Below are 12532 nucleotides of genomic sequence, written 5' to 3' on the forward strand. Positions count from 1 at the left end.
GAGCTAAGGCAACCGGCGATCGCCCTTGAGTATCTGAGTCGCTGCCTCTACGGGCAGGGGCCGAGCGAAAAAATAGCCCTGGGCCGCCTCACACCCCAGGGTGAGCAGTTGGGTAAGCTGTAGCTCGGTCTCGACTCCTTCGGCAATGCAGGTCATCTCCAGGTTGTGGGCCAAATCGATAATGGCCTGCACGATGCCCTGGCGGGTGGGCTGCATTTGGCTGACAAAGGAGCGATCAATCTTGAGGGTTTGCACCGAAAACTGGCTGAGGTAGCGCAGGGACGAGTAGCCAGTGCCGAAATCATCAATGCTGAGCTGAATGCCTCGACTACGAATCGCCGCTAGGGTACAGGCAATGCTCTCGGACTGCTCTAGCAAAATGCGCTCGGTGATCTCAAACTTTAGCCAGTGACCGGCCACTCCGGTGTCGATCAAAATCTGATCGACGGTGTGAATAAAGACCGGGTCGCGAAACTGCTGCCCCGACACATTGACGCTGATCTGAAAACCATCGTCGAGGCGTTGAGCAGCGCTCCACTGAGCGATGGTTTCGCACACCTGGCGCAGAATTTGGCCGCCGAGGGGCTTAATCAACCCCGTGTCTTCGGCTAGATCGATAAACTCGCCGGGCATGATCAGCCCTCGGGTGGGGTGCTGCCACCGGGCCAGAGCCTCGAACCCCAGCAGCGATCGCGTCTGAAGCGACACAATCGGCTGATAGTGCACCACAAAATTCTGCTGCTTAATGGCAAGACGCAGATCGTTTTCGAGGTTGAGCCGGGCGATCGCCTCCTGATACATCTCAAAGCCAAAGATTTCGTAGCGGTTGCGGCCCAGCTCCTTGGCCCGATAGAGGGCAATATCCACATCTCTAAAAATGTCGTTGCTGTTGGCGTAGGAGCCATCGCCAATCAAAATACCGATGCTGACCGAGGTAAAGATAATTTTGCCGTCGAGGGTAATGGGGGTTTCGAGCATGGTCTGAATGCGATCGGCCACCTGAATGACCTCGCTGGCGTCGGCAATTTTCTCTAGGAAAATGACAAACTCGTCGCCGCCCCAGCGCGACACCATATCGATATCGCGAACGCAATCTTTCAGCAAGGTGGCTACGGCTACTAGCAGTTTGTCGCCGAGCAGGTGACCCAGGCTGTCGTTTACTGCCTTGAAGCGATCGAGGTCAATCATCAGCAGGCCAAAGCGATTGCCCCCATACCAGCTGCACTGCATCAGCTCCAGCTCTAGGCGTTTGGCCAGCCAATCGCGGTTGGGCAGCTGGGTGAGAGCATCATGCAGGGCATCGTGGCGCAGCCGCCGTTCAACTTCGACTCGGCGGCTGACATCCCGCGAGCTGGTGACAATGCCCGTAATCACGCCAGCGTCATCTATAACTGGTTTCGCTAGGGTTTCGAGCCAGATGTGATCGCCCGACTGACACCGAAATCGGTAGCAGCTGGTGCTTGATTCGGCCTGCCCTGGCGAGGGCAGAAACCGTAGCTGAATGCAATGATTGTCGGCCGGGTGGCAAAAGTCTTGGAGCCGCTTGCCGATCAGATCGGCGGCATCGTAGCCCAGCAGGGCTTGAGCCGACGGGCTGACGTATAAAAACTCCCCCTGGGTGCTGTGCAGGCAGACCAAATCACTCATGTTGTCGGCAATCAGGCGATAGCGAATTTCGCTGGTGTGCAGGTCTTGCTCTGTCTGCTGCCGCACCTGAATTTCGGCAATCAGCGATTGGTTTACGGCTGCTAGCTCGGCAGTGCGCTGCTGCACCTGGTGCTCTAGCGCTTGGTTAAACTGCTGGAGCTGGAGCTGGGCCTGCCGCAGGCTGAGTTGGGTGTTCACCCGAGCCATCATCTCGGCGGTCTTAAAAGGTTTAGAGATATAGTCTACACCGCCCACCTCAAAGGCCTTAACCTTGTCGAGGGCTTCGTCGAGGGCGCTGATAAAAATTACCGGAATATCGCGGGTGGCGGGGTCAGCCTTGAGGGTTTTGCAGACGGTATAACCGTCGGTGTCGGGCAGCATAATGTCGAGCAAAATCAAGTCGATGGGGGTTGAACGGGCCACCATCAGGGCCATGGCTCCGGTCAACACGCCCCGCGTTTCATAGGCCTGCTCCCCCAGCTCCCGAGTCAGCAGGTGCAGATTGTCGGTAATGTCATCGACGACCAAAATAATGGGCTTGGGGTTAGGGCGTTCGCTCATCTTCGCGCTGGCAGAGGGACATAAGCTTATCAAATTGAAAGTTGGCCACCCAGCCCTGCAAAGTCTGACGTTGAGACGCCTGCTCGCTGGGCAAGGCGTCGAGTAGGTGAAACAGAGCTTTTTGGTCAGCCTGGGTAGCAGCGTTGTATAGGCGATCGCGCCAGTCTTGGGGCATCGTAGCTAGGCTACCCGCCGGGCAGGACGCCGTTTTAGCGGCGGGGGCCAGGGCTGGGGGCTCGGCATAGACAAACTGTACCCCTAGGTGTTGTGCCAGCTTGTCAACAATCACCGTCGGCTGAAAGGGTTTGCGAACAAAGTCGTCGCAGCCCGCCGACAGCACCAGCGATTTTTCTTCGTCAAAGACGCTGGCGGTGAGGGCAATGATGGCGGTGGCCTGACCCTGCACCTGGGCTTTGATCTGACGAGTGGCCTCGTAGCCATCCATCACCGGCATGCGCATATCCATCCAGATTAGGTGGGGCTGCCAGCCTTGCCATTGGGCGATCGCCTCCTGACCATGGCAGGCCTCGCGCACCTCAAACCCTAAATCGCTTAACAACTGCATCAGCAACCGGCGATTGCTGAGCTGGTCGTCGACGACCAGCAGCCGATAGGGTGGCTGGTCAGGAGCCAGCCCCGTAGCCTGACGGGTTGAGTGGGTCGGTGTCAGCGGCTCGGCGATCGCCCCCTGCACTGGCACCTGCACCGTAAACTGCGATCCCTGGTCAGGCTGGCTTTGCACCTCAATAGTGCCTCCCATCAGCTGAATCAGCTGATGGCAAATGCGCAGTCCGAGGCCAGTGCCTTCATTGCTACCCCGCCCAGACTCGGTTTGCGAAAATGATTGGAACAGCAGACTTAGCTCCTCAGGGGCAATGCCAAAGCCAGAATCAACCACCTCAAAGCGTAGCCAGCCGCCCTGCTGAGCAGACCACAGCACCCGCAGCGTCACTTTCCCCGCCTCGGTAAATTTGATCGCATTGTTGAGCAGGTTCATGATCACCTGGCGCAGCTTGCGCTCATCGGCCTGCACAAACTGCGGCAGCTCAGCGTCGCACTCAACGGTGAAGCCAATCGACTTAGCCTGAGCCCGCAGCGAGAACATACTCTCCAGACTGGCGATGAAGTCAGTCAGGTTAAAGACAGCGGCATTGAGGGTCATGCGCCCAGCCTCAATTTTGGCCAGGTCAAGCACATCGTTGATGAGGTCAAGCAAGTGCTCGCCGCTAGATTTAATTAAGTCGAGCTCCGCTCGGTGGAGGGCTAGGGTGGGCTGGCGATACAGCAAGTTCGTAAAACCCAGAATAGCGTTGAGGGGAGTACGCAGTTCGTGGCTCATGTTGGCCAAAAACTCGCTTTTGGCTTGGTTGGCCACTTCCGCGGTTTGCTTAGCCTGCTGCAACTCCTGAAATTTTTGGGTCAGGGTGGTGGCCATCTGCTGGAAGTTTTGCACCAGCGATCGCAACTCTATCAACGGGCTGGTCGGCCACTGAATCGTCCGGCAATCTTGCACCTGGGTGGGCAGGTTGGTGGTCGCCTGGGCCAGTTCAAACAGCGGCTTCACAAACCGCCGACTGAGCCAGTGCGCAACGGCCAGGGTCAGCCCCGTTACCACCATCAGAATGAATAGACCTCTAGTGTGCTGTTGCTGCACCGGTTGAACGTGGGGCTGGGCCCGTGACTCAACAATCAGCTTCCACCCGGCGATCGCTGGCAGGGGCAGCTCGTCTACAAATCGTGAATTGCGCCAGCGAACAGCGTATAGGGGGCTACCGTTGGTCGGCAACCAGTGATACATCCCCTCGCTGAGGGGCACCACTTCGCCCGTTTGGCGCAGGTCAAAGGTGCTCTTCCAGCCCCGCTCCGGGTCTGTGCTCAGCAGCACCTGCTGGTCTTGATTAACCAACGTCACCTGAAAATTCAGATTGGCGGCAGTTTCTGTCAGCATACCTTTCATGGGAGACAGATCAATTTCGCCCCAAACGCGACCTTGCACCTGGCCCTGGTTGAGCACAGGCTGGCTGAGCAGCACAGTACTGTCTTGAGCGGAGTGGTCTCCCAGGCGATCGCCCGATAGGAAAGGCTCCAGGCCGCTGGCAGCCTGGCTCAGCTCAGGCAGCCTAAGCTCATGGGCTGAGCCGTGGTCATTGTCAGCCTCAGCCACAATCTCATTAACACCGTTGGTGACCACCAAATGCCGAAAATCTGGAATCAGCGCCTGAATCGTATTGGTCTGGGCTTGCAGAATTGCCTGGTTCTGCAGGGATAGGGGAGCAGACCCCACCGCCTGAGCGGCAGTGTCAGCCAGAGCCGTGGTTGCCTGCACATGGCGGTCGTACCAGGCCTGAATGCGAACGGCCAAAGGCTGGGCAAACATATTGAGGTGAATCTGCTCCTCGGTCACCACCTGGGCGACCACCCCGTGGCTAGCTTGGGCCATCAAAATTAACGTCGGGAAAAAGGCAGCGGCCACCAGCAGATTAAACAGGGTTTGCTGAAGTGACAGCGCGCTGACCGCCTGGGGTCGTCCTATCCAGCGGTGGATGGGGGTGTAGGACAGCAGCAGACTAGCCACTAGGGCGTTAAAGATGCCATTGACTCCCTGCTTGAGCATAATGATTTGGGCTTGGTTTGGGTCTACCTTTAAAACTAGGCAGTACAACAACCACGCCAGCGGCATGCCGATGAGTACCCAGTAAAGGGCATTGACCAGCACCAGGTTACGCCGAGAGTGGCGATCATAAAAAAACGCGACAAACAAAAATTCGGTGGTAAAAATAACAATGGCGTAGGGGTGCTTCCAGAGAAAGTAGGTAATGCTGGAGGCCACAATCGCCGCCACTGCGCCCCATCGAACGCCATAGTAGCTAAGCACAAGCCATACGGCGATTGTGCCAAAGAGAAAATCAATATGAAAAAAGAATGACCAGCGAAAGTAATTCCCCAGCACCCCTAAAATCAGCAGAATAATTAACCCGAAGGAACTCTGCCGAGCGATCGCCCTTTGCTGTTGTGCAGACAAGTCTCCCGCAACGTTGTTCATAGTTTCTGGTTGCTGTGATCCATGCCGATAGGGCCGCATCTCTAGTTACGCTTGAGACCCTTGGGGTCTTGTGATGCTAGCCTTGGGTCTGTCAGCGCCGCTACCGCCGATCTTAGGGTTCCCAGCCTATGACTAAACCCCCTTGGCAACCGCAGTTAGCCAGCCAAGCATCAGTCAACATCAAGCGATACCTCAAGTGAACGCTGTTTGGCCTAAATTCGACGTATATCCTTACTTTTCTTAACCTGATCGTCTAGCCCCTAGCGCTACTGTTTAATCGGTCTTGAAAGTGGGTTTTTTCCTAATCTCTGTCCACGCTAAAGTAAATTTGGGCCAGCTAAATTCTCGCTGCGCTAAACGCGAAGTTGGCATCCCAGGAGCAGTAGGCTAGGCCATAGGAATCAAAAACGCGCTATCAGGATTAGGTTCAATACGAGATATTGGGCCATCGCGCTAACAAAACACAGAGTGCATTACCTGTTTTAAAGAACGTGTTTAATAGCGCATAGATCGGTTGCCAGAGGGCTGTTTGGGCGAAGTGAAAAGGTAAAACTTAAAGCAATGAATCACTGTGAAGCTAAAGTTTTAGTTATTTTTATCCCTAAATTAGCTGACAAACCGAAACCTATGACACAGGTGAATGACGGGGCTCACTCTAGACTATGGCTATGAGCGATCGCCCCCCCAATTAAAAACCAAGGCATGCGATCGCAGCCTTATAGCCTGGAAGAGGACGACAACAATGACTCTATTTGCCAGCGACAATGTTCTAGTGCCCACAGACTTTTCTGAGCAATCTCACCAAGCGCTCACCCAGGCAATAGAGACTTTTGGTAGCACTACTAAAATTCATGTTGTTCATGTTTTGCCGCCGCTAGAGCCGACCCAGCCCGGTATGGTTTGGCAAACCGTCGATCAACAAACTCGCAGCGATCGCATCACCGCTCTTTTTCATGAAACCTTTCCGGGTGAGGCCTACCAGCAGATTAAATTTTCTGTCATCGCTGGCAACCCTAGCTCTGAAATTATTGATTACGCCGCTAGCCAAAACATCGATTTAATTGTTATCTCATCCCATGGGCGCACTGGTCTATCTAGGTTTTTGCTGGGGTCGGTGGCTGAACGAGTGGTGCGATTTGCTCCCTGCCCAGTTTTGGTTTTGCGTCATTAATGTATGGGAATGCATAGGGCTGGCCCTGCCCCAAGCGACTGGGCTATTGTTTTTTTGAATAGATGGCATCGACGCTATCTTTTGCCGGCTAAAAACGGGCTTCCTAAGATTGAAACAGCGTTTAAAGGGCTAGCCCCAATCGAGGAAGTGACCATGTTTTGGCTTTCTATCGCTCAGAGGTCTGAAGCCTTTGACCCCATCACGACCAATCGTCGCCCCTGGGCTAAGGTAAAAAAGTTTTGGCAATTTTGCCGGTTCTATGGTGACTACCAGGCCACACCGCCTAGCCTGCGCCGACAGTTCATTATTGATAGAGCACAGTCTCGTCACCCAGCCAAATCCTGTTCTACCCAGCTTCAATAGTGGGTTCAGATCAGCTCATCAACTTCGCCTGAACTGAGGTTACGATCGCTCAGACGAGCTGACCGCCACTGGCTCATAGGCCCGCATTTCCCCAGAGGACAGCCGTTGCCAGTAATCTTTCAGGTCGCCCGCGATTTCATTGGAGAGGATGTAGCAACCGACCAGGTTGGGAAAGGCCATGCCCAGCAGCATCAGGTCGCTGAAGTCGATAATCACCCCCAGGCTGGTCAGGCAGCCAAGGAAAGTACACACTACATAGATAATTTTGAACACGATGGTGGTGCGATCGCCAAACAGGTAGGCCCAGGCCTGGATGCCATAGTAGCTCCAGGAAATGATGGTGGAAAAGGCAAACAGGCATACCGCAATACTCAGCACAATGGGAAACCAGTCAATCACCGTTGCAAAGGCGTTAGCGGTCATGGCGACGCCGCTGAGTTCGGTGCCGGTGTCTTGGTAGACGCCAGTCAACACAATGGTGATCGCCGTCATGTTGCAAATAATGATGGTGTCAATGAAGGGCTCTAGCAGCGCCACAATGCCCTCACGGATGTGCTCGTCGGTGCGGGCGGCGGCGTGAGCAATGGGGGCCGAACCCACCCCCGCCTCATTCGAGAACGAGCTGCGCCGAATGCCCTGCACCATCACTCCGACAACACCGCCTACCGCAGCAGTAGGCGCAAAGGCCTCTCTCAAGATCGTGCCAATGGCGGCGGGCACCTGGCCAAGGTTGGCTCCGATCACAAATAGGCAGGCGATCGCATAGATTGCCGCCATGGCGGGCACCAGCTTCTCGGCCACCGCCCCAATGCGGCGAATGCCGCCGATAATCACAAACCCGGCCAATGCGGCGAGAATTAACCCAAATAGCCAGGCGGGCAGCCCCGGAATTAGGCTCGAAATGGCGGCGTAGGCCTGGTTGGACTGAAACATATTCGCCCCACCTAGGCTAGCGCCCAGGCACAGCAGGCTAAACAGCACTGCCAGCCCCTGCCCCAGGGGCCGCATGCCCTTGGGCGTCAACCCTCGGGTCAGGTAGTACATTGGCCCACCCAGCACCGTGCCGTCGTTTTCAATCCGGCGATACTTCACCGCCAGCGAGCACTCGACAAACTTGGTCACCATGCCGCAAAATCCGGCCAGAGTGAGCCACACCATGGCCCCAGGGCCGCCGAGCTGAATGGCGATCGCCACCCCTGCAATATTCCCCAGCCCCACCGTGCCTGACACTGCCGTCGCCAGCGCTTGAAAGTGGGATACCTCCCCCTCATCGTGGGGGTCATCGTACTTGCCCCGCACCACCTCAACGGCGTGCTTAAAGCCCCGCACATTGATAAACCCCAGGCGTAGGGTAAAAAACAGCGCCGCCACAAACAGCCACAGCACAATAAACGGAAACCCGTTTTCTCCCCCAATGGGGAAAAAGAGCACCAGCGCCATGACATCAACGATGGGCGCAAAGAGGGCATCGACCCCAGTGGCCCCGCCGTCTTGAGCCCAGACGGGTTCTGCGACCACGCCCAGCAGAACGATCGCTAGCCCAGCTATTCCCCAGTGGTGGCGCTGGTTGATGGCGCGCCAGGCCTTGGCCATCAGGGTCACAACGGGCGGCGGGACAGGTTGCTTTCGCTGGGTGAGGCTCATAGATATTGTTTAATTGAGGTCTGAGCTGCCAACGCTCCACGCCGAGAGAGGGCTGCGCGAACGGCACAAATCAATACATAAAATTCTTACTTTGCTTAGGTACAGATAGCAATTTTTTTAGGCTGTAACTGTTACTTCAGGCACGCTCTGGCCGGCTGAGTAGGGTCAACCGAACCTCTCAGTACAGAAATCGCCGCTTGTGAAATTCGTCGTCTCGGTCAAAAATTGCCCTTAAGTAACCCATAGTTGAACCACCACCGAACCGCCATGACGACGATTCTGGAACAGGGTAATATCTCGATTCATACCGAGAATATTTTTCCGATCATCAAAAAAGCGCTCTACTCAGAGCACGAGATCTTTCTGCGCGAGCTAGTCTCTAACGCTGTCGATGCCATCAAAAAGCTCTCCATGGTGGCGCGATCGGGCGAATACTCCGGCGACATCAGCGCCCCCGAGATCGAGATCAAATTCGATAAAGACAAAAAGACCCTCAGCATCGCCGACACCGGCATCGGCATGACCGCTGAGGAGATCAAGAAGTACATCAACCAGGTGGCCTTCTCCAGCGCCGAAGAGTTTATCACCAAGTACAAAGACAGCGCCGCCGCCGACCCGATCATCGGTCACTTTGGCCTGGGCTTTTACTCTTCGTTCATGGTGGCCTCCACGGTCGAGATCGACACCCTCTCCTACAGAGAGGGAGCCGAAGCCGTGCACTGGAGCTGCGACGGCTCGACCCAATTTGAGCTGAGCGCCTTGGAGCGCACCACCGTCGGCACCACCATCACCCTCACCCTGATGGAGGGCGAAGAGGAATATCTAGAGCCCGCCCGCATTCGGCAGTTGATTAAGACCTACTGCGACTTCATGCCGGTGCCGATCAAGATCGAGGGCGAGGTCGCCAACAAGCACGAAGCCCCCTGGAAGCAGTCGCCCAGCAGCCTCACTGACGAAGACTACCTGGAGTTTTACCGCTACCTTTATCCCTTCCAAGAAGACCCCCTGTTGTGGATTCACCTCAACACTGACTACCCCTTTGTGGTCAACGGCATTCTCTACTTTCCCAAGCTCAAGCCCGATATCGACATCACCAAGAGCAGCATTAAGCTCTACTGCAACCAGGTTTTCGTCACCGACAACTGCGAGGAAGTGGTGCCCCGCTTCCTGCTGCCCCTGCGCGGCGTTATCGACAGCACCGACATTCCGCTGAACGTGAGTCGGAGCTTCTTGCAGGGCGATCGCACCGTCCGTCGCATCGCCGACTACATTGCCAAAAAAGTCGGTGACAGTCTCAAAGCGCTGTATCGCGACGACCCCGCCAAATACATCGCCAGCTGGCAAGACCTGGGCAACTTCGTCAAGTTTGGCTCCCTCAACGACGACAAGTTCAAGGAGCAGGTCAAAGACATCCTGATCTTCCGCACCACGGCGAAGCTGGGGGAAGCTGAAGAAGTCCCCAAAGTCGAAGTGCAAACCGACGAGGGCGATGCCTGGTCGGAAGTCGCTGACGCGGCCAAGCCCGCCACCGATGCCAAGGGCAACTTCTACACCACCCTAAGTGAGTACCTGGAGCGCAACAAAGACAAGCACGAAAACCGCGTCTTTTACGCCACCGACGAGGTTTCCCAGGCCACCTATATCCAGCTATTTAAGAGCCAGAACCTGGAACTGCTGTTCATGGATTCGTTCATCGACACGCACTTTATTCCTACCCTGGAGCGGGAGTACTCCGATGTGAAATTTGTGCGGGTGGATGCGGATCTGGACGACACCCTGCTCGACAAAGAGAAGCAGAGCGAAATTGTTGACCCGGCCACCAACAAAACCCGCGATGACGAAGTCAAGGAGATGTTTGAGCAGGCGATCAACCGCCCGCGCGTGAACGTCAAGCCCCAGGCGCTGAAAGGCGAAGGCGCACCCCCGGCCATGGTGCTGCTGCCCGAAGAAGCCCGCCGCATGCAGGAAACCATGGCGATGATTCAGCAGCAGGAGATGCAGTTCCCTGACGACCACGTGCTGATGGTGAACACGGGGCACCCGCTGATTCAAAACCTGCTGGGGCTGAGCCAGAGCACGATTATTGGTGCCGACGGTGGCAGCTCGCCCGCTGGTGACCTGGCGAAGATGATCTGCAACCAGGTCTACGACACGGCGCTGATGGCTCAAAAGGGCTTTGATGCCGATGGCATGAAGACCTTTGTGGAGCGATCGAACACCCTGCTAACGAAGCTCACCGAGCGATAGAGCAAGAAGAGAGTTAGTCTGTATGAAGAACCCCGGATTTTGAAGATCCGGGGTTCTTTGCCTTTTAAGAACTAGGGCATCCATGAGTCAGGGGCAGTGGGAGCTTCAGAAATACGTGACACCAGAAGGAGCTTGTCCCTTTGATGTTTGGTTCGCCAATCTCGATGCTCAAACCCAGGCCAGAATTGATGCTCGGCTTGACCGGGTGAGTTTAGGAAACTTTGGCGATCGCAAAAGCATTGGCGAAGGAGTTTACAAGCTACGGTTCTTTTTTGGTCCAGGCTATCGGGTTTACTATGGTTTAGTAGGTAGGCGAGTTGTGCTGTTGCTGGTTGGTGGTGATAAGAAAGGTCAGAATAAAGATATTCAAACAGCGCAACGGCTCTGGGCAGCGTATCAGGATGAACAGTAGGAGGGTTGAGCTATGCCAGTGAAAGATTATCGAACTGACTTGCTGGTGAGGTTAGCTAACCCAGACTATGCGGCTCTGTACCTCAAGACGGCTTTAGACGAGACGCTGAAGGATGGCGACAGGGAGGCTTTCGTGCTGGCCCTAAGAAATGTGGTTGAAGCTAGGCAGGTCGCGCAAGAGAGCAGCGCTGATGCTCCTCAGAAGTCTTTGCAACGGGTCTTGGCGGAGGGAGAAAACCCAACTCTTGAAACCTTTGTGGCGGTGCTCAGTGCTGTAGGGCTGACTATTGACTTTAAGCCCGCTTGAGCACGTTATGAGTAGAGAGATGGGGGGAAGAACGAGTAAAGAGATGGGGGAAGAACAGCAATTGCTTTAACGGGGCAACATAGTAATTAGCTATGGCTTAGCTTCACTTTGAGTAAGCCAAGCTGGTGAGTTGGCTAATATCAGCCCAACAGATTATATCGGGAAATGAGTCGCAAACAGCCTTGTTTTTGGCTAATTAAGAATTGAGTTTGTTGCTCTTTAATAGCATCCAAAGTCAGTTTTTTATATTCTGCGCCTTCAATTAACCTAATGTCATTCCTTCCATCAATGCTAGGGCCATACTTGCAAGAGATTGTGCCCGTTGGGATTTACTTCGCTATGATAGATATCTTGGCGAAGTATTTTTTGGATGACTAGTAGAAATTGGCAAACTGTAAATGGCCTTGTAGAGCATGGCCATCAAGTAGCTTCCGGTTCTGCTGCGGATAGTCCCTATCCGAGTGGGACAATCGAAATGCAAACACCGTTCTTTGGAGCTTTAGGGTTAGATCTAACAGAATACTTTAAAGGAACCCTCAATATTTCCATTAGCCCACACACCTTTCAACTCACCAATCCTGAACTCACCTTTCGGCAGGTCGAGTGGACCGATCGCCATCCTCCCGAAGACTTTTCCTTTTCTCGCTGTCGAGTCTTGTTTCAAGCCTCAACTTATAATTGCTGGATATATTATCCCCACCCAGAAACCAAAAAACGAAACTTTCAAAACCCATCTATCCTCGAAATAATTGCCCCGCCAATACCAAATATCCAGTATGGTGACAAGGTCGAGATCGAGTACAACTCGTTAGAAGTTTCTGTAGATTAGACTTTGTGAAATGAAAAGCTTACTAAAACAAAATCTTAAGCTGATTTGAGCTTGTCAACTTAATGAATATCTTTTAGTTGCTAAGACATTAAGAGTAACGATATCCAGGTGAGTTACAGCTTTCATTACAACAGTCGTTGACTCACTAATTATGTATGCCATTATTTCGCCATCGCAGTTCCCGTAGCGATAGCTTATACCAATTCTTTAAATTCCAGCTACACATAGGGCATCAATAAGCCAACCCCACTGAGTCAAAGAACGAACCTGGGTGGGCGATAACCGATTCAGCCAATGGCTAATCGCCTG

At 54.3% G+C, this 12532-nt stretch carries 9 protein-coding genes; 6 read left to right on the forward strand and 3 right to left on the reverse strand.

From position 1 onward, the window contains the following. Positions 1-3: 3 nt before the first annotated feature. Together H6F57_RS17495 and H6F57_RS17500 are read right to left on the reverse strand one after the other, a co-directional pair. Positions 4-2208 (reverse strand): EAL domain-containing protein, encoded by a 2205-nt coding sequence (locus H6F57_RS17495; protein ID WP_190625506.1) that lies wholly within the window; start codon positions 2206-2208, stop codon positions 4-6. Then, positions 2192-5251, reverse strand: coding sequence for an ATP-binding protein (locus tag H6F57_RS17500; RefSeq protein ID WP_190625507.1), 3060 nt, complete (start codon positions 5249-5251; stop codon positions 2192-2194). Before H6F57_RS17500 ends, H6F57_RS17495 begins: the two co-directional genes overlap by 17 nt. Positions 5252-5993: 742 nt before the next feature. On the opposite strand from H6F57_RS17500, the gene H6F57_RS17505 reads away from it, so the two are divergent. Then, positions 5994-6422: a universal stress protein gene (locus H6F57_RS17505; RefSeq protein WP_190625508.1), complete on the forward strand. Its 429-nt coding sequence runs from the start codon at positions 5994-5996 to the stop codon at positions 6420-6422. Positions 6423-6575: 153 nt separating this feature from the next. Then, a complete protein-coding gene (locus H6F57_RS17510) occupies positions 6576-6785 on the forward strand; it encodes a hypothetical protein (RefSeq protein ID WP_190625509.1) in 210 nt (69 codons plus the stop codon). A 39-nt stretch (positions 6786-6824) separates the two neighbouring features. On the opposite strand, the gene H6F57_RS17515 is transcribed toward H6F57_RS17510, so the two are convergent. Continuing rightward, positions 6825-8225, reverse strand: a complete 1401-nt coding sequence (locus H6F57_RS17515) for an alanine/glycine:cation symporter family protein (RefSeq protein WP_242024790.1) — start codon at positions 8223-8225, stop codon at positions 6825-6827. 471 nt (positions 8226-8696) lie between these two features. Between H6F57_RS17515 and htpG the strand changes: the two genes are divergently transcribed. From htpG to H6F57_RS17535, 4 genes are all read left to right on the forward strand, one after another. Next, entirely contained in the window at positions 8697-10676 is a 1980-nt protein-coding gene (gene htpG, locus H6F57_RS17520) for a molecular chaperone HtpG (RefSeq protein WP_190625510.1), read from the forward strand. A gap of 82 nt (positions 10677-10758) precedes the next feature. Continuing rightward, entirely contained in the window at positions 10759-11088 is a 330-nt protein-coding gene (locus tag H6F57_RS17525; protein ID WP_190625511.1) for a type II toxin-antitoxin system RelE/ParE family toxin, read from the forward strand. Positions 11089-11100: 12 nt separating this feature from the next. Continuing rightward, positions 11101-11394: a transcriptional regulator gene (locus tag H6F57_RS17530; protein ID WP_190625512.1), complete on the forward strand. Its 294-nt coding sequence runs from the start codon at positions 11101-11103 to the stop codon at positions 11392-11394. A gap of 370 nt (positions 11395-11764) precedes the next feature. Then, on the forward strand, positions 11765-12223 hold the full coding sequence (locus H6F57_RS17535; protein WP_190625513.1) for a hypothetical protein: 459 nt from the start codon (positions 11765-11767) through the stop codon (positions 12221-12223). Positions 12224-12532 lie beyond the last annotated feature (309 nt).

It is taken from the genome of Leptolyngbya sp. FACHB-60, assembly GCF_014695775.1.
Taxonomy (GTDB): domain Bacteria; phylum Cyanobacteriota; class Cyanobacteriia; order Phormidesmidales; family Phormidesmidaceae; genus Nodosilinea.

Bases quoted from the DNA above. Each gene is read 5' to 3' on its own strand.
- H6F57_RS17495 (WP_190625506.1), bottom strand. From the start codon at position 2,208: ATGAGCGAACGCCCTAACCCCAAGCCCATTATTTTGGTCGTCGATGAC.
- H6F57_RS17500 (WP_190625507.1), bottom strand. From the start codon at position 5,251: ATGAACAACGTTGCGGGAGACTTGTCTGCACAACAGCAAAGGGCGATC.
- H6F57_RS17505 (WP_190625508.1), top strand. From the start codon at position 5,994: ATGACTCTATTTGCCAGCGACAATGTTCTAGTGCCCACAGACTTTTCT.
- H6F57_RS17510 (WP_190625509.1), top strand. From the start codon at position 6,576: ATGTTTTGGCTTTCTATCGCTCAGAGGTCTGAAGCCTTTGACCCCATC.
- H6F57_RS17515 (WP_242024790.1), bottom strand. From the start codon at position 8,225: ATGGCGCTGGTGCTCTTTTTCCCCATTGGGGGAGAAAACGGGTTTCCG.
- htpG (WP_190625510.1), top strand. From the start codon at position 8,697: ATGACGACGATTCTGGAACAGGGTAATATCTCGATTCATACCGAGAAT.
- H6F57_RS17525 (WP_190625511.1), top strand. From the start codon at position 10,759: ATGAGTCAGGGGCAGTGGGAGCTTCAGAAATACGTGACACCAGAAGGA.
- H6F57_RS17530 (WP_190625512.1), top strand. From the start codon at position 11,101: ATGCCAGTGAAAGATTATCGAACTGACTTGCTGGTGAGGTTAGCTAAC.
- H6F57_RS17535 (WP_190625513.1), top strand. From the start codon at position 11,765: ATGACTAGTAGAAATTGGCAAACTGTAAATGGCCTTGTAGAGCATGGC.